Origin of the sequence: Burkholderia sp. BCC0419 (assembly GCF_902830285.1) — a bacterium.
Taxonomy (GTDB): Bacteria; Pseudomonadota; Gammaproteobacteria; order Burkholderiales; family Burkholderiaceae; genus Burkholderia.
Genome location: NZ_CADESR010000007.1, coordinates 98,630 through 121,117, shown reverse-complemented (window position 1 = coordinate 121,117; position 22,488 = coordinate 98,630). Strand labels below are relative to the sequence as shown.

The 22,488-nt window shown below is 68.1% G+C and carries 21 protein-coding genes; 9 read left to right on the top strand and 12 right to left on the bottom strand.

Features of this window, described 5'->3' with window-relative positions; all coding sequences use genetic code 11:
* Positions 1–17: 17 nt before the first annotated feature.
* From HWW87_RS27420 to HWW87_RS27400, 5 genes are all read right to left on the bottom strand, one after another.
* Positions 18–521, bottom strand: a complete 504-nt coding sequence (locus HWW87_RS27420) for a spore coat U domain-containing protein (RefSeq protein WP_244107351.1) — start codon at positions 519–521, stop codon at positions 18–20.
* Entirely contained in the window at positions 518–2,809 is a 2,292-nt protein-coding gene (locus HWW87_RS27415; protein ID WP_244107350.1) for a fimbria/pilus outer membrane usher protein, read from the bottom strand. Before HWW87_RS27415 ends, HWW87_RS27420 begins: the two co-directional genes overlap by 4 nt.
* Positions 2,810–2,834: 25 nt before the next feature.
* Positions 2,835–3,587 carry a molecular chaperone gene (locus HWW87_RS27410; RefSeq protein WP_175822942.1) on the bottom strand — a complete coding sequence of 251 codons (753 nt, stop codon included), beginning with the start codon at positions 3,585–3,587 and terminating at the stop codon, positions 2,835–2,837.
* Between the two features lie 97 nt (positions 3,588–3,684).
* Positions 3,685–4,191: a spore coat U domain-containing protein gene (locus tag HWW87_RS27405; RefSeq protein WP_175822941.1), complete on the bottom strand. Its 507-nt coding sequence runs from the start codon at positions 4,189–4,191 to the stop codon at positions 3,685–3,687.
* 885 nt (positions 4,192–5,076) lie between these two features.
* On the bottom strand, positions 5,077–5,961 hold the full coding sequence (locus tag HWW87_RS27400; RefSeq protein ID WP_175822940.1) for a transcriptional regulator GcvA: 885 nt from the start codon (positions 5,959–5,961) through the stop codon (positions 5,077–5,079).
* Positions 5,962–6,057: 96 nt separating this feature from the next.
* On the opposite strand from HWW87_RS27400, the gene HWW87_RS27395 reads away from it, so the two are divergent.
* Both HWW87_RS27395 and HWW87_RS27390 read left to right on the top strand, forming a co-directional pair.
* Entirely contained in the window at positions 6,058–6,735 is a 678-nt protein-coding gene (locus HWW87_RS27395; protein WP_175822939.1) for a chromate transporter, read from the top strand.
* On the top strand, positions 6,732–7,259 hold the full coding sequence (locus tag HWW87_RS27390; protein ID WP_006477572.1) for a chromate transporter: 528 nt from the start codon (positions 6,732–6,734) through the stop codon (positions 7,257–7,259). Before HWW87_RS27395 ends, HWW87_RS27390 begins: the two co-directional genes overlap by 4 nt.
* Before the next feature lie 43 nt (positions 7,260–7,302).
* Here the strand turns inward: HWW87_RS27390 and HWW87_RS27385 are convergent, their stop codons facing one another.
* Entirely contained in the window at positions 7,303–7,641 is a 339-nt protein-coding gene (locus HWW87_RS27385; RefSeq protein ID WP_175822938.1) for a hypothetical protein, read from the bottom strand.
* A gap of 275 nt (positions 7,642–7,916) precedes the next feature.
* Here HWW87_RS27385 and HWW87_RS27380 point away from each other — a divergent pair, with 275 nt between their 5' ends.
* From HWW87_RS27380 to HWW87_RS27350, 7 genes are all read left to right on the top strand, one after another.
* Positions 7,917–8,663: a YoaK family protein gene (locus HWW87_RS27380; RefSeq protein WP_175822937.1), complete on the top strand. Its 747-nt coding sequence runs from the start codon at positions 7,917–7,919 to the stop codon at positions 8,661–8,663.
* 443 nt (positions 8,664–9,106) lie between these two features.
* Positions 9,107–10,228, top strand: a complete 1,122-nt coding sequence (locus tag HWW87_RS27375; protein WP_069233262.1) for a porin — start codon at positions 9,107–9,109, stop codon at positions 10,226–10,228.
* A 373-nt stretch (positions 10,229–10,601) separates the two neighbouring features.
* Positions 10,602–10,826, top strand: coding sequence for a hypothetical protein (locus tag HWW87_RS27370; RefSeq protein ID WP_175822936.1), 225 nt, complete (start codon positions 10,602–10,604; stop codon positions 10,824–10,826).
* 241 nt (positions 10,827–11,067) lie between these two features.
* Positions 11,068–12,423, top strand: a complete 1,356-nt coding sequence (gene gor / locus HWW87_RS27365) for a glutathione-disulfide reductase (RefSeq protein ID WP_175822935.1) — start codon at positions 11,068–11,070, stop codon at positions 12,421–12,423.
* 525 nt (positions 12,424–12,948) lie between these two features.
* Positions 12,949–13,620: a CsgG/HfaB family protein gene (locus tag HWW87_RS27360; RefSeq protein WP_208449968.1), complete on the top strand. Its 672-nt coding sequence runs from the start codon at positions 12,949–12,951 to the stop codon at positions 13,618–13,620.
* 57 nt (positions 13,621–13,677) lie between these two features.
* Entirely contained in the window at positions 13,678–14,109 is a 432-nt protein-coding gene (locus tag HWW87_RS27355; protein ID WP_174390299.1) for a DUF4810 domain-containing protein, read from the top strand.
* 10 nt (positions 14,110–14,119) lie between these two features.
* A complete protein-coding gene (locus HWW87_RS27350; RefSeq protein ID WP_175822934.1) occupies positions 14,120–14,794 on the top strand; it encodes a DUF799 domain-containing protein in 675 nt (224 codons plus the stop codon).
* Positions 14,795–14,889: 95 nt separating this feature from the next.
* On the opposite strand, the gene HWW87_RS27345 is transcribed toward HWW87_RS27350, so the two are convergent.
* The 6 genes from HWW87_RS27345 to potA all read right to left on the bottom strand — a co-directional run bounded on the left by HWW87_RS27345 (position 14,890) and on the right by potA (position 22,327).
* Positions 14,890–16,191, bottom strand: a complete 1,302-nt coding sequence (locus tag HWW87_RS27345) for an FAD-binding oxidoreductase (RefSeq protein ID WP_175822933.1) — start codon at positions 16,189–16,191, stop codon at positions 14,890–14,892.
* 24 nt (positions 16,192–16,215) lie between these two features.
* The gene (locus HWW87_RS27340; protein ID WP_175822932.1) at positions 16,216–17,520 is read right to left on the bottom strand and encodes an FAD-binding oxidoreductase; all 1,305 of its coding nucleotides are present in this window, start codon (positions 17,518–17,520) and stop codon (positions 16,216–16,218) included.
* Between the two features lie 98 nt (positions 17,521–17,618).
* Complete coding sequence (locus HWW87_RS27335; protein ID WP_175822931.1) at positions 17,619–19,223, bottom strand: DUF3138 family protein; 1,605 nt, start codon at positions 19,221–19,223, stop codon at positions 17,619–17,621.
* A 116-nt stretch (positions 19,224–19,339) separates the two neighbouring features.
* The gene (locus tag HWW87_RS27330) at positions 19,340–20,179 is read right to left on the bottom strand and encodes an ABC transporter permease subunit (RefSeq protein WP_027813303.1); all 840 of its coding nucleotides are present in this window, start codon (positions 20,177–20,179) and stop codon (positions 19,340–19,342) included.
* The gene (locus HWW87_RS27325; RefSeq protein WP_175822930.1) at positions 20,176–21,162 is read right to left on the bottom strand and encodes an ABC transporter permease subunit; all 987 of its coding nucleotides are present in this window, start codon (positions 21,160–21,162) and stop codon (positions 20,176–20,178) included. Before HWW87_RS27325 ends, HWW87_RS27330 begins: the two co-directional genes overlap by 4 nt.
* A gap of 10 nt (positions 21,163–21,172) precedes the next feature.
* The gene (gene potA, locus HWW87_RS27320; protein ID WP_175822929.1) at positions 21,173–22,327 is read right to left on the bottom strand and encodes a polyamine ABC transporter ATP-binding protein; all 1,155 of its coding nucleotides are present in this window, start codon (positions 22,325–22,327) and stop codon (positions 21,173–21,175) included.
* Between the last annotated feature and the right edge of the window lie 161 nt (positions 22,328–22,488).

The following is a 22,488-nucleotide window of genomic DNA, read 5'->3' as shown; positions in this document are numbered from 1 at the left end:
CCGCGCCGGGTCGTTGCCTAGTAGGTGAACAGGATCGTGATGTTGCTGTCCGCGTATCCGCCCGGCACGACGTTCTGGCCGCCGCGGATCAGCCCGTACACGGTTGCGCTGAAGGTGCCGGCGCCCGAGATCTTGCCCCACGAAATCGCCGACGTGCCGCTCGTGCCGTCGCCCCAGATCGACGTGTGCGCGCTGTCGAGATACAGGTTGTAGCCCAGCGTCTGGGTGCCGCCGGTCCGCGTCATCAGGCGGTTCGCGAAGGTGCCGCCGCCCGCGCTCGCCGTGATCGTCGGCGTGGCGTTGCCGCTGCCGGAGCAGCTGATCGAGATCGTGGCGGCGGAGGTGGCGGCGTTGAGCGTGTCGTACGTGCCGAACGCCATCGACGACGGCGCATTCATCGTGCAGGTCGTCGCCGCGCGCGCGGGCAGGGCGACCAGCATGACCGCACCGGCCGCGAGCGCCGCGGCGGCGCGAAGGCGCGCGAGCCGGGCCGGTCGCCCGGCATGCTTGCGATGTCTCATGGTGTGACTCCCTTGCAAAGATGGGTGCCCAGGTCCGGCAGCGGGTCGTCGCCGGCGGGAAAGCGCACGGTCACGTCGCACTGCCGGTCGCGCCAGGCCGCGTGCAGATGGTTCTGCTCCGACAGTCCGGTCACGTAGACGACGCCGTCGCGGCCGACCGGAAACGCTTCCTTCTGCCCCGCGATCGTGACGATCGCGCCGGCCGGCAGGTGCGCGCCGTTCTCGAGATCGAGCGTGAGCATCGCGCCGCGCGAGCGCGTGATCGGAAACGCGAGCGCCATGCCGCTGCGGAAGTAGGGCACCGCGTCGAGCTTCAGCGTGCCGATCGTCGCGTCGAACGGCAGGTCGGCCTGCTCGATCGAGATCGGGTTGCTTTCGTACGCACGCAGCCGCGGCAGCAGCGCGACGCCGCTCGCGTCGGTGTGCGCGACGAGCTGGTTGTCCGCGAGGATGCCGACGTTGGCGAAGCCCGGCACCTTGACCAGCGCGAAGCTGTCGGTGATCTGCCGCGACAGGCGCGCGGTGCCGTCGACGAACGCGACGCCGCCCGCGACGTTGGCACGCACGCCGGCGCGGCCGCGATACGCCGCCGCCTCGACGCTGTAGGTGCCGGTGCGCGTCTGCAGCGTCGCGCTCGCGTCCTGCGTGTCGTTGCCGGCCTGCAGCGAGTAGCCGAAGCCTTCGCCAACCGGCAGGCTGCGCTGCAGTTGCGCGAGCACTTCGGTGGCGCCCTGCTGGTGCGTCATCGTGACGGACGCGCTCGTGCGGTTGTCGACCGGTATCGTCCATGCGACGCCGACCAGCGTCGCGCCCGAGCCGCCCAGCGGCTTGCTGACGCTGATGTTGGCGAAGCCGAAGCGGCCGAGCTGCGCGCTGTAGCTCAGCGACAGCAACTGGGTCTTGTAGTCGCCGCGATTGTCGAGGAACACGTGCGCGAGCCCGAGCGAGCCGAAGCGGCCCATCCCGATGCCGAGGTTGACGCTCGTCAGCAGCTTCGGCGCGGGCGTGCCCGGCTCGAGCCCGATCTGCGCGAAATGCGGCGTGGCCCATTGCGCGTGCGCGCCGATCTCGACGAAGCCGGACTGGCTTTCGATACCCATCGTCGCGAGCGCGCCCGGGCCATTGGCGCTGCGGCTCACCGCCGCGGACGCGTTGACGACGCCGAGCGGCCCGGCCAGCATCACGCCGCCGACGCCGAGGTTCTGCCGGGACCCTTCGGCTTCGGCATGGATCTCGCCGGTGAACCGGTCGGTCATGCCGATCCGGTGCGTCGCGCTGGCGAACCAGCGCCCGTAGTCGTTGCTCGCGAGGCCGAAATCCCGCCGCTCCTTGCCGAGTTCGTACGAGAAGTCCTGCATGCCTTGCTTGAGCAGATTCGCGCTCGCATAGAACGACTGGGTGATCACCTGCTCGCGTCCCATCACGTCGCGCACCACGACGCGCACGTCGCCCTGGCCGGTCACCACGGGCACGTTGTTGATCGCGAACGGGCCGGGCGCGACGTCGCGCGACGACGTGAGTGCATTGTTGACGTAGACGTCGACGGTGGACGGCAGCACGGCCTGTCCGCTCACGCCCTGCAGCGGAATCGTGACGAGCCCGGGCTGCGTCGAGAAATTGGTCGCGTACTGGATGCCGCCGAAGCGGATCGCGCGGCCCCACATGCCGGGGCGGCTGATCGCGTCGCCGAAGCGCAGGCTGGCGAGCTTGTCGGGCCGATCGGTCGTCCAGGTGGTTTCGAGGCGCGTCAGGCGCCGCGTCGGGCCCGATTCGTCGGCGAGGAACGTGCCGACGCCGACGCCGAAGCGGTTGAAGAAGCCGAGCTCGAACAGCCCGGAGCCGTGCGTCTGGCCCGCGGCCTGTTCGGCGAGCAGGTCGTAGTTGAAGAAGCCGCCGATGCCCGGCGCGACCGCGGGCGCGCGGCGCCGGTCGGTCTCGTCGAAGGTCGCGCCGACGAATGCCTGGGCCGGGACGTTGATCGCCATCGTCAGGCTCGACTCGTCGACGGTGTACGTGAGCCCCGCAATCGCCTTCAGCGGATAGAACGGCGTGTCGTTGCCGGCCAGCGGCGGGACGTCCGGCTGCCTGAGCCGCCAGCGTTTCAGGTCGTCGGCCGACACGTAGAACGCGCCGTCGGCCGCCTTGATCAGCAACGCGGTTTCGTCGAGCCCCTGCCGGTTGATGTCGACCTGGTACAGCAGCTCGGCCGGGCCGCCCGCCGCGCCATGCGCCGCGACCGCCGGTGCCGTGACCAGGCGTTCTTCCGCGAGGGTGGTCTGCGCGCTCATGAGAATCGCGATCAGGAGCGCCGCGTTAGCGGGCGCTCGGCGCGACCGTCGAGTCGATGTCGCCCGCATCGGAGTAGCCGACCAGATGCAATCCGGAAGCAACGGCCGGCGCGGTTGCGGCGCCGGGCTTGAACATCAGTTCCCGCGACTGGCCCGGCAGCACGTACGCGAATTCCGCATGCGTGGCGACGGGACGGTCGCTGCCCGGCGCGAACAGCGCGAGGTTCGCGACCTGCGCATGCGCGGTGCCGTCGTTGGTCACGCGCAGCGCGAGCAGGCCCGCGCCGCCCGGGCGCGGCTCCGCGCTCCAGCGCAGCCGCGGGGCGGTGTCGGTGGCCGGCTTGACGAAGATCGGCAGGCTCATTTCGAGCGCGATCTGCACGCCGGCGAAGCCCGGCTTCGGCGCGGGCGGAATCTCTTGCAGATAGAGCCGGTAGCCGGTTTCCCGATCGGCGGCCGGCGCGTGCCGCAGGCCGATGCGCACGACCTGCGAGCCGCCGGGCGCGATCGTGAAGATGGGCGGCGCGGCAATCAGGTCGCCGGTGGACGCGTAGACGTCGTCGCCGGCGTTCTGCGACCACGCCACGGTGCGCAGCTGGACGATCACCGGCTGGTCGGGCGACTCGTTCCTGACCATGAGCGCGACGCTGCGCTGCGCGGCGGAGAGCTCGACGCGAACGGGAGACACGGTGAAGTCGGTGGCCCGGCTGTCGACGCAGGCGGCGGCGAGCGTCACGGCCGCGATCCAGGTCGCGAGTTTGCACACGTTCGGTTTCATGACAGATCCACCTCCAGGAGATTCGCTTCGCCACGCGCGGCGGCGGCCGGTCGGGAGGGCGCGCGCATGCGGGATGCGACGAGCCCTCCGCGTGGCACTAAAACGTCACGGTGACCGTCACCGTGTCGGCGTAGCTACCCGGCACCGCGTTGGGCTGGTCGGGCACCTTGCCGTAGACGGTCTTGGTGATCGCCTGGGCCATCGCCATGCCGGCGCCCGTGCCCGTGACGGTGTCGGTCGGCGGCGTGTTGCCCCAGACGACCGTGCGGCTCGAATCCTGGTACAGCGAGTAGTTGAGCTGGTTCGAGCCGCTCGTCATGACGCGGTTGGAAACCGTGGCGCCGGACGTGGTGCCCGCATTCAGGCCGATGTTGAAATTCGTGCCGTTCGTGCAGCGGACCGTGATCGCCGACTGTGCCGATTGATCGCCGGTGCCCGGCGTATAGGCGGGGAAGGTCATCGCGCCCGCCGAGTCGATCAGGCAGGTTGCGTTGACGGTGGCGGACACGCCGAACGTCGTGGAGGTCTGGCCGGCCGATGCCGCGACGGCGGCGCAGGCGAGCGATGCGGCAAGTGCCGCCTTGGTCAATACGGACTGCTTCATGATGGGTTTCTCCCCTTGAAAGCTGACTGTGCAGCCGGTGCGACGAGAGGGTCATTCGGGACGGAATCCCGATCGTCCGGATGCGCGATGGATCTTCTGGATGCGTCGGAATCGGTTCGCTTGCTGGGTGGGCACCTCCTGTGTGTCGGTATGCGGAATCGGACCGGTGCGAAGCTCGGGCGTGCGCACCCCGGCCGCGGCGCGGCGCATACGACGTCCGTCGCGGCCGGCGCCGCCCGCGCACGGGTCGGTCGCCGGCGGCGATGCCCGCGCGAAGGGCGCGGCTCGTCGTGGCGCGTATGCGCCCGGCAGGGGGGCTTTCCGGGGTTCGCCTATCGAATCGGGGCGTCGTGACGTCGGGTGACGGGGTGGACCGTGTTCGCGCATCGGGCGTCGACGGTGCGCAGTCGCGCCGTCGGCATCCACGGATGCGTAACAGGAGCAGTGATGCAGGACAGCAGCCGTGTGACGGCCGATATGAGTGTCAACATGATTTCCCCGACCCGCTTGATGATTTGTTTGTGTCTGCATCGAGCCGCTTGCCCGTGCAGTCGTCGTTGTCTGCACGGCTGCATCAGCAAGCAACGGGCCAGCACGCGGACGGCCGCGCGCACCGGGGCTGAGCGGTAGCTGCGTGCCGTCATGCAGCGCCGGGGCGGCGCAAATGTTTCAGGTGCGATACATGAGGCGGCGGGGGCGGTCGGGGGGGAATCAGGTCTGGCGCGCAATGGCCGGAATGGCCGTGCAAGCGCAGTGTCGCGCGGTGGCGATTCCGCAGGAGAAACGCACACGCTGCGCGCGGATCGGTTTCACTTTTGCATCGCGTGCGGGGGCGGGCGGCGCGGCATCGCCGCCGTGTCGATCAGGTATCGAAGGCGCGGCGCGTCATGCGTTCGTATTCGCCTGCGCTTCGAGCCACGCGCAGAACTGCGCGACGAGCGGGTCGTCGGCCGGCGCGCCCGGCGTGATCCACCAGTAGCTGCGCGTCGCGATGCGCGGCCCGTCGAGCGGCATCACCAGGCGCCCGCTCGCGAGTTCGTCGTCGATCAGCGGCAGCGGGCCGAGCGCGACGCCCAGCCCGTCGACGGCCGCCTGCAGCGCCAGATAGAAATGGTCGAACGACTGCCGCTTGCGGCCCTTCATCGCGACGCCGGCCGCCGCGAACCAGTCGCGCCAGCCTTCCGGCCGCGTATCCGAATGCAGCAGCACGTGCCGCGCGAGATCGTCCGCGCGGGTGATCGGCGTGCGCTTGAGCAGCGCCGGGCTGCACACCGGAATCACGCTTTCGTCGAGGAAGTGGCCGCTCGTGCAGGTCGGCCAGCGGCCAGGGCCGCGGCGGATCGCGACGTCGAAGCCGTCCAGCGTGTCGAGCGGCGCATTCGACGTCGACAGTTTCAGCTCGACGTTCGGCACGTCGCGTTGGAACCGCGACAGGCGCGGCAGCAGCCATTTCATCGCGAAGGTCGGCAGCGCATTGATGCGCAGCACGCGCGCCGCGCCGGTGTGGCGCAACTGCTCGGTCGCGTGCGCGATGCTGTCGAACGCCGCGCGCACGGTGTCCAGGTAGCGGCGGCCTTCGTCGGTGAGCTTCACGCGCTTGCCGTAGCGGTGGAACACCGGCTTGCCGAGCCACGCCTCGAACCCGGCGATCTGCCGGCTGATGGCACCGTGAGTCACATGCAGCTCGTCGCCGGCGGCGCTGAAGCTTTCATGTCGTGCCGCGGCTTCAAAGGCCCGAAGCGCGGAAAAGGGCGGGAGATCGCGTGCCATGCTTGTGATTCTAGATCACAAGGGCGCGCCGATAAAATCGTTTTGCCGGAATCCTGAACGGCGGTAACCTCGGTTCACCGTTTGATGAGGAGCCCCATGCAATCCGCTGTTCCGCCTGCCTCCCCGCCGCCTGCCGCGTCCTCCCGCAGCGTCGGCCTCGCCGAGTTGTTCACCGGTTTCCTGTCGCTCGGCCTGATGTCGTTCGGCGGCGCATTGCCGTTCGCGCGGCGCACGATCGTCGACGAGCGCAAGTGGCTCTCCGCCGACGAATTCACCGATCTGCTCGGCCTGTGCCAGTTCCTGCCGGGCGGCAACGTGATCAACCTGTCGGTCGCCGTCGGCATGCGCTTTCGCGGCGTCGCCGGTGCGTTCGCCGGCATTCTCGGGCTGATCGCCGGCCCGACGCTGGTCGTCGTCGCGCTCGGCGTGCTGTACGCGAAGACCCAGAGCGATCCGCGCGTGCAGCACCTGTTCGCGGGGCTCGCCGCCGCGGCGGCCGGGCTGCTCGTCGCGATGGCCGTGAAGGTCGCAAAGCCGCTGCTTCGGGCGCCGCGCACGGCGGCGGCGATTGCGGTGGTCGCGTTCGTCGCGATCGCGGTGCTGCGCATGCCGCTGCTGACCACGATGCTCGTGCTGACGCCCGTCAGCATCTGGCTCGCGTCGCGCCGCCGCGACGCGGGCACGCCGCGGCCGGCGCCGGCTGACGCGCCCGGCACGCCCCACTCGCCCGATTCGCCTCACTCGCCTCACTCGCAACAGGAGGGCCGGCCATGAGCGACACGCTGATCGCCATCGCGACGATCTTCAGCCAGCTGTCGCTGCTCGCGTTCGGCGGCGGCAACACGATCCTGCCGGAGATGCAGCGGCAGGTCGTCGACGTGCATCACTGGATGAGCGCGCACGAGTTCACCGCGCTGTTCGCGCTGGCCCAGGCGGCGCCCGGGCCGAACATGATGATCGTGTCGCTGGTCGGCTGGCACGTGGCCGGCTGGGCCGGGCTGCTCGTCGCGTCGCTCGCGAAGTTCGGGCCGTCGTCGATCGTCACCGTGCTCGCGCTGCATGCGTGGGAGCGCTTTCGCGACCGGCCGTGGCGCCGCTACGTGCAGCAGGGGATGATGCCGGTGACGGCCGGGCTCGTCGCGGCGAGCGCGGTGCTGATTTCCGAGGCGTCGAACCGCACAGCGATCCAGTGGGGCATCACGGCCGCGTGCGCGGTGCTGGCGTGGCGCACGCGCATCCATCCGCTGTGGCTGCTCGCGGGCGGCGCGCTGATCGGGCTCACGGGCATCGGGCAGTGATCGGCGCGTCGTGCCGCCGGCCATTGTCCGCGGCGGTTGCGGGTTACTGCGATGCCGGCAGGTCGCCGTTCACGAGGCCGAGCAGCCGGCCGCGCTCGCGGCCGACGTCGTCCGTCGGATCCGGCCAGTCGATCACGAACCCCGCGTCGAGCGCGTCGCGCATGATCGTGCCGTAATCGGCCTTCGCGAGCCTGCCGCCGCGCAACGCGTCGGCCACCTCGTGCTTCAGCTTCGGCGTGAACGATGGATACGCGGCCACCAGCGCCGCGTACTGGCGCGCATCGATCTCGCCCGATTCGCGGTTGAACCCCCAGACGGCCGCCAGCGCGATCGCCGCGGACGGGATGACCGTGTAGCGCAGGAAGAACTTCGCGAGTGTCATTCGAAGGCCCGGTGAAGCGGGGCGGGGCGGCGCACGCGGCCGCGGCCGGCGTCGGCCGGCCCGGTATACTCGGCCGGTCTTGCGGCGGTGAAACCTGCGCGGTCGACCCGTTCCGGCCGGCTGCGATGCGCGGCGCTCGCCCGTACCCCGACGGCGAACATTCTATTGGCGCGCGGCATGCGGCGAAGCCCGGCCGCGCAGTGCCGGCGCCGCGCCTGCCGGCACGACTGACATTCGCACCGCCCGCCGCGCGCGGCGCGCACCACGGAGGATCGATGGATCTCGACGGCGCCAGCCGCAATCTCACTGTCGCCGCATTGCTGACGCTGTCCGGCGGCTACCTCGACGCGTACACGTACGTCGGCCACGGCCACGTGTTCGCGAACACGATGACCGGCAACGTCGCGCTGCTCGGCATCAACCTGTCGGCCGGCGAATGGGCCGCCGCGCTGCATCACGTGCCGCCGCTCGGCGGCTTCGTGATCGCGGTGTTCGTCGCGCACCTGCTCGGCCTCGCCGCGCAGCGCGGCTGGATGCGGCATACGGCGTTCGTGAGCCTGATCGTCGAAATCGCGTTTCTCGGCGTCGCCGCGAGCGGCCTCGTCGGCGCGTCGAGCGCATGGCTGATTCCGGGCATCTCGTTCGTCGCGACGCTGCAGACGCTGTCGTTCACCCATCTCGAGGAATTGTCGTACACGTCGGTGATGACGACCGGCAACCTGCGGCGCGCCGCGCAGAAGCTGTTCGTCGGGCTCATTCCGCGCTACGACGCCGGTGCGCTGCACGACTCGGCGCTGCTCGCGACGATCAGTTTCTGTTTCCTGGCCGGTGCGGTGGTCGGCGGCCTCGTGACGCGGCTCGCGCCGGACATCGCGCTGTGGGGCGCCGTGCTGCTGCTCGTCGGCGCATTCGCGGAGATCGTGCGGCGGGCTCGGCGGCGTGCGGGGAACGGCGGTGCGGGCGACGCGGGCCGCAACGGCGACGCGGGCAACGGCAGCGACGGGGCGACGCAAACGGCCTGACGGCGGGTGTTGCGCCCGTTGAACTTCGACACGCTCGCGACCTGGGCAAGTGGCCAGCGGCCAGCGGCCAGCGGCAAGCGGCAAGCGGCAAGCGGCAAGCGGCAAGCGGCAAGCGGCAAGCGGCCGGCCGCCGCAACGATCGCACCGACCATTTCGCCACGATCCGCGTGACCGCACCGCACCACCGCCGAACCTTGCCCGCCACGCCGCGCGTGCCCGTTGGCGCCGTCGCACACCGTCCCGCCGCCGCGCGAGACGGGCCCCGCGTGGGAAACGTTGTTCCCGGACGACAATCGCGCGATTGCCGCGTATTTCAATTTCTTTCAGCGTTCGTACTCGTCTTATGATTCAGCCCACATCGCGCCCGCCATGAACGTCCGCGATCGCCACCCGGCTGCGCACGCGGCCGGCCATGAATGGAGACACCTAAAAAAGGAAAGCTCATGAAGCAGACCACCCGACTCGCAGTCATCGCAGGGGGCGCGGCGCTGGCCTTCGCCAGCCAGTACGCAGCAGCACAAAGCTCGGTCACGCTGTGGGGCGTCGCCGATGCCAGCATTCGTTACCTGACCAACGCCAACGCGAAGAACGACGGCCTGCTGTCGATGACGAACGGCGCGATCACGAACAGCCGCTTCGGCATCTACGGCACGGAAGATCTCGGCGGCGGCCTGAAGGCCGTGTTCAACCTCGAGAGCGGCGTGAACCTGCAGAACGGCGCGTTCGCCGACAGCGGCCGCCTGTTCAACCGCGCGGCATACGTCGGCCTGCAGAGCCCGTACGGCACGGTGACCCTCGGCCGCCAGAAGACGCCGCTGTTCGACCTGCTGTCGGATACCTACGATCCGCTCACCGTCGGCAACTACCTCGAAAACGCGTGGCTGCCGGTCGCACTCGGCGGCGGCCTGTATGCGGACAACCAGATCAAGTACACGGGCAAGTTCGAGGGCCTGACGGCGAAGGCGATGTACTCGACCGGCACCAACTACGAATCGACCGGCGCCGGCGGCTTCTCGGGCCAGATTCCGGGCTCGCTCGGCAAGGGCAATGCGTGGGGCGTGTCGCTGTCGTACGTGATGGGCCCGCTCAGCATCGCGGCCGGCGCGCAGCAGAACAGCGACAACTCGGCGCGCAAGCAGACGATCTACCACGCGAACGTCGTGTACGCGTTCAGCAAGGCGAAGATCTACGCGGGCTACCTGCGCTCGAAGGACGACACGGGCTTCGTCGACAGCCTGCTCGCGCAGCAGACGATTCCGGTCGCGAAGGGCACGGGCCGCATCGACGACGGCCCGTTCGCGGGCGTGAGCTGGCAGGTCAGCGCGCCGCTGACGCTGACGGGCGCGTTCTACTACGACCACATGCGCAATGCGATGACCACGAACGGCACGCTCGCGAGCGGCAACCGCTATGCGATCGTCGGCATCGCCGAATACGCGCTGAGCAAGCGCACCGAAATCTACGGCACCGTCGACTTCAACAAGACGAACGGCGCGGCGAACGTCGAGCTGCCCGGCCGCAGCAACCAGACGGGCATCGCGATCGGCCTGCGCAATATCTTCTGACGAACGTCGGAACGCATGCGCCGGTTTCGTCCGGCGCGCATCGAAGAGGCTCCGCGAGGAGCCTCTTTTTTTCGTCATGCGGCATTCATACGCGCACACGACTATTCGGCAATCGCTTCATCACGGCATCCCCGCGCCGTAAGCGATCCGTCGGCATTCCAGAACATACTTTTACAGTACGCGCGCAGGCTTTCCGCTACGCTGCGTGCATCGCCCGCTGCGTGCCGCCGTGCACGCGCGTGTGTCGTTCCGGCGGTGTTCGGTGAGCGCGGCCGGCCTGGCGCGTAATTTGTGTATCCGGTGATGACAAACACGGTCTGCCGGTTTTTTTCGTGGGACGATGCGCTCACGATTTTCTTGAAAGGGGATGACGATGGGTATCCTGAACGTCGTGGGTGAAATCGCCGGTGCGGTCGCCGCCGTCGAAGGCGCGGAAAAGCTGGATCCGGATGCGGGCCTGCTGACCAAGGCGGCCGCGGCCGTCGCCGGTTTCAAGGGCGCCGAGGCGATCGAAGGCCTGCTCGAGAAGAAGGACGAGCAGCCGCAGCAGGCAGACGATACGCAGGCGACGGACGGCAGCGACACGTCGCAGGCATGAGCATGGCGGCCGGTCCGGCCGCGGGCGCGCCCTTCGCGCGCCCGGGCGGACCGGTGCCGCGCAATCGGCAGGTCGGGCATGCGGTCGATCGGTGACGCATGGTACAACCGCCAGCCGGTTTGACCGGCGAGAGGCCTCGTCTCTCGCCGTTTTTTATTGGGCGCGCCGCACACGCCATGCGCCGCACGAATTCCCGAATCTTGCTATCGTGCCTCCATCCGAACTGCGATGAGGGGATGCGATGGATTTCGACTACGACCTGTTCGTCATCGGCGCCGGCTCGGGCGGCGTGAGGCTCGCGCGGATGTCCGCGTCATACGGCGCACGCGTCGGCATTGCGGAAGAAGAGCAGATCGGCGGCACCTGCGTGCTGCGCGGCTGCATCCCGAAGAAACTGCTCGTCTACGCATCGCACTACCCGCACGAAGTCGACGACGCGAAGGGCTTCGGCTGGACCTTCGGCGCCGGCACGCTCGACTGGCCCGCGCTGATCGCCGCGAAGGATCGCGAGATCAACCGGCTGAGCGACATCTACATCAACCTGCTGCGGCAATCGGGCGTCGACATGCACGCCGGCCGCGCGACGCTCGTCGATGCGCACACGGTCGCGATCGGCGCGCGCACGATCCGCGCGCGCCACATCGCGATCGCGACCGGCTCGCGGCCGTCGCTGCCGCCGCGGCCCGGCATCGAGCATGCGATCACGTCGCGCGAGGCGCTGTCGCTCGCGACGCTGCCCACACGCATCGCGGTGGTCGGCGGCGGCTATATCGCGGTCGAGTTCGCGGGCATCTTCAACGGCTTCGGCAGCCACGTCGACGTGTTCTATCGCGGCGAAAGAATCCTGCGCGGCTTCGACGACGACGTGCGCCAGTTCCTGACCGACGAGATGACGAAGCAGGGCGTCACGATTCATCCGCGCGCGGTGATCGAATCGATCGAGCGCGCGAGCGACGGCACGCTGTTCGTGCGCGTCGGCGACGCGCGGCACGGGCCGTACGATCAGGTGCTCTATGCGACGGGGCGCGTGCCGAACGTCGACGGGATCGGGCTCGAGCAGGCGGGCATCCTGCTCGATGCGCGCGGCGCGATTGCCGTCGATGCGTATTCGGCGACGTCGGTGCCGTCGATCCACGCGATCGGCGACGTCACGTCGCGGCCGCAGCTCACGCCGGTCGCGACGCGCGACGCCGGGCTGCTCGCGCGCACGCTGTTCGGCGGGTCGCGCGTCGCGGTCGATCACGCGTACGTGCCGTCGGCCGTGTTCAGCCAGCCGGAGGTCGCGACGGTCGGCCTGAGCGAGGCCGATGCGCGTCGCACGCTGGGTGACGTCGATATCTACCGCACGTCGTTCAAGGCGCTGCGCCACACGCTGTCGGGCCGCGACGAGCGCACGCTGATGAAGCTCGTCGTCGCGCGCGACAGCCAGCGCGTGGTCGGCGCGCACATGGTCGGCCGCGATGCGGGCGAGATCATCCAGGGCATCGCGATCGCGATTCGCGCGGGCGCGACGAAGGCGCAGTTCGACGACACGATCGGCATTCATCCGACCGCGGCCGAGGAGTTCGTGACGATGCGGCAGAAGGTGGCCGACTAGCGGGAATCGCACGCGCGTTTGCGTCGATGCAGGTGCGCGTGCGGCTGGCATGCCGGACGGCTTATTGTCGAGATATTGATCGTTCGGATCGAATGTACGGATGACGTGTGCCGATATCGTTGGATTGCTCGTTAATCCGGCGATATCGACACGGAAAAGCCGACGCGTATCGGTCGTGTGTCGCGCGAGCCCGTGCTTGCAAGGCTTCGCGCACGAATGGGTCGCGTATTTAATATAAGTGCGAAAATCGTCAATTATTATCAAGATACGTCGTCTTGATAAACAGGCTTGATATGATCGCGAAAAATCATATACGGGGCCGACCATGCGCGATCAACAGCGCGGTAACCAGAATAACGGAGTCATCCGTGCGCGCGATGCAGGCGCGCATCGCAATACCCATCCGCTTTTTGCCGTAACGCATCTGTTGCGCGCCCCCTCCATGACTTACCGCGATCGCCGAACCGGCGATGAACGCGTGCCCGCGTAGTGCCCTCTTTTCCAGCAAGGAGACCAGCAGTGAACATTCAGACACGACGCACCGTCCTCGTGGCGGCAGCGGTCGTCGCAGCGCTGTCCGGCTGCGCGACCGAATCGTCGCGCACGCTCGACGTGCCGGCCGTCAGCAGCGCGCAGAAGCCGTACGCGGGCAAGCCCGTTGCGATCGCCGTCGGCAAGTTCGACAACCGCTCGAGCTACATGCGCGGCATCTTCTCCGACGGCATCGACCGTCTCGGCGGACAGGCGAAGACGATCCTCGTCACGCGCCTGCAGCAGAGCCGCCGCTTCAACGTGCTCGATCGCGAGAACCTCGACGAGATCAAGCAGGAAGCCGGCTTCATGAAGAAAGCGCAGGCCGTGAAGGGCGCGAACTACGTGGTGACGGGAGACGTGACCGAGTTCGGCCGCAAAGACGTCGGCGATCATCAGCTGTTCGGCATTCTCGGCCGCGGCAAGACGCAGGTCGCATACGCGAAGGTCAACCTGAACATCGTCGATACGACGACGTCGGAAGTCATCGCGTCGAGCCAGGGGGCGGGCGAGTTCAGCCTGTCGAACCGCGAGGTGATCGGCTTCGGCGGCACGGCCGGCTACGACTCGACGCTCAACGGCAAGGTGCTGGACCTCGCGATCCAGGAAGCCGTCAACCATCTCGTCGACCAGGTCGACGCCGGCGCGCTGAAGGCGGCGCAGTAAGTGCCGCGCGCGATGCGGGACGAACGAATCATCTCACCAACCAGAAGAGACAAGACCATGAAACGGGGAATCTGGCTGCCGGCGACGGCGGCTGCCTTGCTGCTCGCGGGCTGCGCGGCGCCGACCACGCCGCCGCTGTATCAGTGGACCGGCTATCAGCCGCAGGTGTACGAATACTTCAAGGGGCAGCAAGCGCCGCAGCAGCAGATCGATGCGCTCGAAAAAGCGCTGCAGGAGATTCGCGCGAAGGGCCATACGCCGCCGCCGGGTTTCCATGCGCATCTCGGGATGCTGTATGCGAGCGTCGGCAACGAGCAGCAGGCCGAGCAGGAACTGCAGGCCGAGAAGCAACTGTTCCCGGAATCCGCGTCGTATATGGATTTCCTGATGAAGAAGAAGGGCGGTACATCGAAAGCCGCGAATCCGACGGCAGCCGGCCAGACGGTTGCCGGTCAGAAGAATGCCGATTCGAACCCTGCCAAACAGTGACACGCCCGCCATGTTCAAGACACTTTCATTCAAGCTGCTGTCCGTGCTGTCGATCGCCGCGCTGCTGAGCGCGTGCGCGCAGCCGGTGCAACGTCCCGACTACACGGCGTTCAAGAAGAGCCAGCCGCGCTCGATCCTCGTGCTGCCGCCGGTCAACGAAACCACCGACGTCGGCGCGACTTACGGCGTGCTGTCGCAAATGACGCTGCCGCTCGCCGAGTCGGGCTACTACGTGGTGCCTGTCGCGGTGATGGACGAGACGTTCAAGCAGAACGGCCTGACGAATGCGACCGACATCCAGGCGACGTCGCCGGCGAAGCTGCGCGAGATCTTCGGCGCGGACGCCGCGCTGTATTCGAAGGTCACGCAGTACGGCTCCGTCTACCAGCTGGTAGACAGCACGACGATCGTTTCCGCGTCGGCGAAGCTCGTCGACCTGAAGAGCGGCGACGTGCTGTGGCAGGGCGAGGGCCGGGCGACCGGCAAGGAAATCGGCAACAACATGGGCGTCAATGCGTTCGGGATCGTCGGGGCGCTCGTGCAGGCGGCCGTCAAGCAGGTCGCGCATTCGCTGACCGACGAAGCGCATGACGTCGCCGGGCTGACGAGCACCCGGCTGCTGTCGGCCGGCCCGCCGAACGGGCTGCTGTACGGGCCGCGCTCGCCGAAGTACGGTACCGACTGACGCGCGGCTGCTACACGCAAATCCTGCCGCCCGACCGAACGGCCGCTCGAACGAGCGGCCGTTCTGCTTCTGCGCGGCAATAGTGCGCGACGCGCTCAATGCACGCCGAACGCATCCAGCAGCCGGTACCAGCTCATCGCGAGCACCAGCGCCGGCGTGCGCAGCGCCTCGCCGCCGGGGAAGTCGCGATGCCGGATCTTGTCGAACAGGTCGAAGCGGCTCGCCTGGCCGTCGATCGCTTCGGCGATCAGCTTGCCCGCGAGCGCGGTCGTGTTCACGCCGTGCCCTGAGAACCCCTGCGCGAAGTACGTCGTCGGCGCGAGGCGGCCGAAGTGCGGCGCGCGGTTCATCGTGATGTCGACGAAGCCGCCCCACGCATAGTCGACCTTCACGTCCGCGAGCTGCGGGAACGTCTTCAGCATGTCGGCGCGCATTGCCGCCGCGAGGTCGCGCGGCTCGCGCGTCGAATAGCTGACCTTGCCGCCCCACACGAGCCGCGTGTCGGGCGCCGGCCGGAAATAGTCGAGCACGAAGCGGCTGTCGCAGATCGCCGCGCGGGCGGGCATCAGCGCGGCGGCGCGCGCTTCGCCGAGCGGCTCGGTCGCGATCACGTAGGTGCCGACCGGCATGATCTTCCTCGACAGCGCGGGCGCGAGCGTGCCGACGTAGGTGTTGCAGGCGAGCACGACGAAGCGCGCACGCACGTTGCCGCCGCTCGTCTCGACGACGTGGCCGCCGGACACGTCGCGCACGCGCGTCACGCAGCTGTCCTCGTGGATGCGCACGCCCGCATCGGTGGCCGCTCGCGCGAGGCCGAGCGTGTAGTTGAGCGGATGGAGATGGCCGCTGTCGGGGTCGTACAGGCCGCCGCAATAGCGGGCCGACTGCACGTAGTCGCCGAGCGCGTCGGCTTCGACGAAGTGGAAGCGGTCGTAGCCGAAGCGCTTCGCGGCTTCGTCGCGCCACCGTCTCAGCGCATCGGCGTCGCGTTCGGTGTTGGCCGCCGTCAAGTAGCCGGGCACCAGCGCGCAGTCGATGTCGTGCTGCGCGATGCGCGACTTCACGAGCGACAGCGTCTCGAGCCCCATGTCCCAGATCCGCTTCACGTCGCCTTCCGGCATGAACTGCGCGAACGTGTCGATGCCGCACGCGAAGCCGCCGATCAGCTGGCCGCCGTTGCGGCCGCTCGCCGCCCATCCGACCCGCGACGCTTCGAGCACGGTCACCGAATGGCCGCGCTCGGCGAGGTTGAGCGCGGCGGACAGGCCCGTGAGGCCCGCGCCGATCACGCATACGTCGGCGTCGGCCGTGCCGGCGAGCGGCGTGTGGCGGGTCGTATCGTTGGCGGTCGCCGCATAGTACGACGCGACGTGCGGCTGGTTGGCGAATGTCTGCATGGTAGGAGAACGGATAAAGAGGGCTCAGAACAGCTCGCGCACACGGTGGTACAGCATCCCGAGCTCGAGCGCCGGTTGCCGCCATGCGTCGCCGCCGGGAAAGCGCCGGTGACGCAAGCGTGCGAACAGGTCGAACGCGCGCGTGTCGCCCGCGATCGCGCCGGCGACCGCGCGTCCGGCGATGCCGGTGAGCGCGACGCCGTGGCCACTGAAGCCCTGCACGTAGAAGAAGTTCGGATCGATCGCGCCGAAGTCCGGCGCGCGGTTGCGCGTGACGTCGACGAAGCCGCCCCACGCGTGGTCGACGCGCACGTCGCCGAGCTGCGGGAACACGCCGACCATGCGCTGCCGGATCGCTTCGGCGAGCGCGGCGGGCGACGCGCCGGCCGAATTCGCGCGGCCGCCGAACAGCATCCGGTGGTCGGCCGACAGCCGGAAGTAGTCGAGGAAGAAGTTGTTGTCGCACACGGCTTCGCGTCGGGCGATCAGCGCGTCGGCGCGCGCGCGGCCGAGCGGCTCGGTCGCGATGATGTATGACGCGATCGGCGCGATGCGCGCGGCGGTCGCGGCCGGCAGCACGCCGCCGGGGCCCGCGTTGCAGCACGACACGACGAAACGGCAGCGCACTTCGCCGGACGGCGTGCGCACGACGGGCCGCGCGCCGCGCACGACGTCGAGCGCGGGCGTGTGTGCATACAGCGCGACGCCTTCGCGGCGCGCGGCATCGGCGAGGCCGAGGCAGTACTTGAGCGGATGCAGATGGCCCGACAGCGGATCGTGCACGCCGGCCAGATAACGCGTCGACGCGATGCGCGCCTGGATCTCGCCGGTATCGAGCCACGCGAGCGACGGATGGCCCCAGCGCGACGTCGCGGCGTTCATCCATGCGCGCAGGTCGTCGATGCGGCGCGGCTTCGTCGCGACCGTCAGGTAGCCGCGCGTGAAGTCGCAGTCGATCCCGTAGCGCGCGATGCGCTCGGCGATCAGCGCGACGCCGTCGAGCGACAGCGACCACGCGGCGCGTGCGCCGTCGGCGTCGAGCTGCTGCTCGATCACCTCGTCTTTCGCGAAGCCCGTGATCGCCTGGCCGCCGTTGCGGCCCGATGCGCCCCAGCCGGGCCGGTGTGCGTCGATCACGGCGACGGACAGCCCGCGCGCGCGGCAGTCGAGCGCCGTCGACAGGCCCGCGAAGCCGGCGCCGATCACGCACACGTCGACGTCGATCGCGTCGTCGAGCACAGGGTCATCGACCACAGGCCGCGTGGCCGTGGTTTCGTAATACGAGTCGCGCACGAGCGCATCGGCGCGGCGGGTGAAAGACTGCGTCATGAAACCGACTCCCTCGACAAGGCTGCAACCTGCGCGCAGCCACCTCGAAAACGGCGCGGGACGCCGTGCGTGCGGCACGGCGCCCCGCGCGTCCTGCATCAGAACGAATAGATGAACTGCGTCGCGAGCAGGTCGTTGGACTTGCCGTACGAGCCGTCGTTGCGCAGGAACACCTTGTTGTTCGCCCAGTCGTGCCGGTATTCGACCTTCACGGTGATCTGCTGGGTCGGATAGAACAGCAGGTCGAGCGCGACGTCCTGGCGCACGGCGCCCTTGCACTCGAAGCCCAGGCCGCCGCCGGCCTTCGACTGCGCGAGGCAGTCCGCATCGACGCCGAAGCCGTTGCTCGGGTCCATCCCGTTGCCGTTCAGCGCGATGCCGCCGCCGCCGCCGCCGTTCTTCGAGTTCGCGAGCAGGTCGTAGCGCAGCGTCACGCCCATGCGGCCGACCACCGGTGCGTTGAACTTGCGGTGCGCGAGCAGCGACAGCCCGTACCACTGCGCGAGCCCGCCGTTGAACGCCGCATGCTGCTGCCGGCCGTAGTCGACTTCGGCGTTGTACTGAATGTCGGCGAGCGTGTAGGTCGCGTCGAGTTCGCCGAAGAAGAACGAACCGTATGCGCTCGGTGATGCACCACCCGGACCATAGTTGGTGCCGATTTGTTGGCCCGTCACCGGATCTGTCACAGGTGCCGACGACAGTGTTTGCCGACCGATGTTGAACGAACCGCCAATGTCGAGCGCACTCGACCACGTGTAGTCCGCGCGCGCGGTGAAGGTCGGCACCTTGTTGCTGGTGGTGATCGGGTCGCCGAGCGCGTTGGTGCCCGTCTGCGTGACCGAACCGTACGTGCGGTACTGCTCGTTGCCGAGGAAGAACTTCCACGCCCAGGCGCCCTTCGTGTAGTTCGCGCCGATCCCGACGTAACTGCCCGGATCGGAGAAATCGTACAGCAGGTTGTGCGTGAGCGTGAGCATCTGGTTCGACTGCTGCACTTCGTAGCCGCCGAAGCTCGGGATCAGGCCGGCGACCAGCGTCGTTTCCGCGGTGATCGGCACGTTGATGACCGCCGTGTTCAGCAGGTTGTCGGTGATCGAGCCGCGCGAGTTCTGCAGCAGCGTGATGCCGTTGCCGCGGTTCGGCATCAACGTGATTTCGGCCGACGGCGCCATCGGGCCGACGCCGAACGTCTTCTTGATGTCGAGGTAGAGATCGCCGAACGTGCTGTTGAAATAGTTGTACGCGTTCTCGTGGTTCGCGAACAGGAACGACGACGTGCCGGCCGCGCGGTTGTAGATGTAGGTCGGATCGATGTAGCCGGTGACCGACAGGCCGGCGAGCGGGCCCGTGGTGGCCGCGTCGGTGAGCGAGTCGACCTTCAGTTGCTGGTTCGCGATCTGCTGCTTCATTTCGCTGACCTCGTCGTTGGTCAGCGTGGCCCGTGCGCGGCCGTAATCCGGCGAGCCCGGGTCGGCGGCGACCGCGACGGCGTTGCCGCCACCAGCCATGCCGCCGCTCGCGCCGGACGTCGCGACTGCCGCGCCGCCCGGCTTCGCGGCGAGCTGCGCCTGCATCGCCTTCATCTGTTTCTGCAGCGCCGCGACCTGCGCCTGCAGCGCCTTGATTTCGGCGGATGTCGAGCCGGCCAGCGCGATGCCCGGCAACGCGCCGGCCACCAGCAGGCAGATCAGTTTCTTCTTCATTGCGGATTCTCCTAGTCGTGTGCCTGTCAAATCGGGATCGAATCGCGCGCCCCCCCTGGGGCAGCGCGTCATGCTTGTCTGCACTGCTTGTTATCTTTGAAGCACGAGGCCAGCGGTCAGGCCAGCGCGAACGCAGCCTTCAAGTCCGCCATCCGGCGCCGCTCGCGCGCGATCATCATCCGGTTCACGACGATCACGCCGATCGTCACGGCGGTGATGAACAGCGTCGCCAGCGCATTCATCTCCGGGTTCAGTCCCAGCCGTACACGCGAGAACACCACCAGCGGCAGCGTCGTCGACCCCGGCCCGGAGAGAAACGCCGACAGCACCAGATCGTCGATCGACAGCGTGAACGACAGCAGCCACCCCGACAGCAGCGCCTGCGAGATCAGCGGCAGCGTCACCACGAAGAACACCTTCAGCGGCGTCGCGCCGAGATCGAGCGCGGCCTCCTCGAGCGACTTGTTCATCTCCTTCACGCGCGACTGCACGATGATCGCCACGTACGACACGCACAGCATCACGTGGCCGATCCAGATCGTCGCCATCCCGCGGCCCTTCGGCCAGCCGAACATCTGCTCCAGCGCGACGAACAGCAACAGCAGCGAGATCCCCTGGATCACCTCCGGAATCACCAGCGGCGCGTTGATCATCCCGGTGTACAGCGTGAAGCCCTTGAAGCGGCCGAAGCGCGCGAGCACGAAGCCGGCCCACGTGCCGATCACGACCGACGCGGTGGCCGTCAACAGGCCGATCTTCAGCGACAGCCACGCGGCGGTCAGCAGCTCGTCGTCGTCCAGCAGCGCCGCGTACCACTTCAGCGAGAAGCCCGACCACACCGTCACCAGCTTCGACTCGTTGAACGAGTACACGACGAGGCTGATGATCGGGATGTACAGGAACAGGAAGCCGAAGGCGAGAACGCCCGTCGACAGCGGTTTGCTCGGCTTGATCATTTCGCGTCCTCCAGTTCCTTGACCTGGTAGTACTGGAACAGCGCCATCGGCACCAGCAACAGCAGCACCATCGCGACCGTCACCGCGGACGCCATCGGCCAGTCCATGTTGTTGAAGAATTCATCCCACATCACGCGGCCGATCATCAGCGTGTCGGCGCCGCCGAGCAGCTCGGGGATCACGTACTCGCCCACTGCCGGGATGAACACCAGCAGGCTGCCGGCGATGATCCCGTTCTTCGACAGCGGCAGCGTGATGCGCGTGAACGCGACCCACGGTTTCGCGCCGAGGTCGTACGCGGCTTCGAGCAGCGTCAGGTCCATCTTCACGAGGTGCGCATAGAGCGGCATCACCATGAACGGCAGGTACGAATAGACCATCCCGATGTAGACGCCCGCATCGCTGTGATAGAGCCGCAGCGGCGTGTGGATGATGCCCAGCGCGATCAGCGTGTGGTTCAGCAGGCCGTCGTCCTTCAGGATGCCGATCCATGCGTACACGCGGATCAGGAACGACGTCCAGAACGGCAGCATCACGGCCATCATCAGCACGTTGCGGCGGTTCGGCTCCGAGCGCGCGATGTAGTACGCCATCGGATACCCGATCAGCAGGCACAGCACCGTCGACACGGCGGCCATCTTCAGCGAGCTGAGGTAGGTCGCGATGTACAGGTCGTCCTGCAGCAGGAACGCGTAGTGCGACAGCTGCAGCGCGAAGTGCACGACGCCGTCCTTGAACTCGACGAGCGACGTGTACGGCGGGATGCCCATCACCTGGTCGGCGAAGCTGATCTTCAGCACCAGCACGAACGGCAGCGCGAAGAACACGGCCAGCCACAGGAACGGCACGCCGATCGCGACGCTGCGGCCCGACGGCAGGAAGCGCGACAGCGCGGCGAAGCGGCGGTGGCGTCCGGCAGCCGGTGTGGCGGCGGTCGCGCCGGTCGGCACCGGCGCGGAAGGCGTGGAAGCGGAGGTTCTCATCGTGGCGTCCTCACTGCGTCAGCACGACGCCGCTGGCGGGCGACCACGACACGAACACGTCGTCGTTCCACGCCGGCGCGCCGTCGTTCATCAGGTGCGAGCTCGACAGGTTCGACACCACCGTCTTGCCGCTCGGCAGGCGCACGTGGTACAGCGAATAGCTGCCCATGTACGCGATGTCGGTGACGACGCCGCGCGCCCAGTTGTGCTTCGAGCCCGGTTTCTCGCGCGATACGTGCACGCGCTCCGGGCGCACCGAGATGCCGACCGGCATCCCGAGCGGGCCGGTCACGCCGTGGCTCACGTACATGCGGGTTTCGAGGTCGTCGCTTTCGACGAAGATGTGATCGGGCTCGTCCTCGACGACGCGGCCTTCGAACAGGTTGGTCGAGCCGATGAATTCGGCCGAGAAGCGGCTGTTCGGGTATTCGTAGACCTCGCCGGGCGAGCCGATCTGCACGATCTTGCCTTCGCTCATCACTGCGAGGCGGCTCGCCATCGTCATCGCCTCTTCCTGGTCGTGCGTGACCATCACGCAGGTCACGTCGACCTTCTCGATGATGTTCACGAGTTCGAGCTGGGTTTTCTGACGAATCTTCTTGTCGAGCGCGGACATCGGCTCGTCGAGCAGCAGCAGCTTCGGACGCTTCACCAGCGAGCGGGCCAGCGCGACGCGCTGCTGCTGGCCGCCCGAGAGCTGGTGCGGCTTGCGCTTCGCGTACTTGCTCATCTGCACGAGCGCGAGCGCGTCGGCCACGCGCTCCCTGATCTCGTTCTTCGGCGTGCCTTCCTGCTTCAGGCCGAACGCGACGTTCGATTCGACCGTCATGTGCGGGAACAGCGCGTACGACTGGAACATCATGTTGACCGGGCGGCGGTACGGCGGCAGCGACGCGAGGTCCTCGCCGTCGACGAAGATCTTGCCGGAGGTCGCCGTTTCCAGCCCGGCGAGCATGCGCAGCAGCGTGGACTTGCCGCAGCCCGAGCTGCCGAGCAGCGCGAACAGCTCGTTCTTCGCGATCGTCAGATTCACGTTGTCGACGGCCGTGCTGTCGCCGAATTTCTTCACGACGTTTTCGATGCGCACGAACGCGTCGTTTTGCGTGCGGGGCGCGGTGGCCGGTTGGGTCTGTCGTGCAGCAGCGGAAGAGGGTATCGATTGCATGGGAGTCACCATTCGTTCTTCACGGATTGCAGGCGTGAGCGTCCCCGCGCGAGGCGCGCAACGCGACTCGCGGACGACGGCTCGTGCCGGATGGAACAGCGCGCGCGGCGCGCGGGCGGACGGAGGTCCGCGAATGTCAGGCGGGCAGGCGTACCGCGATG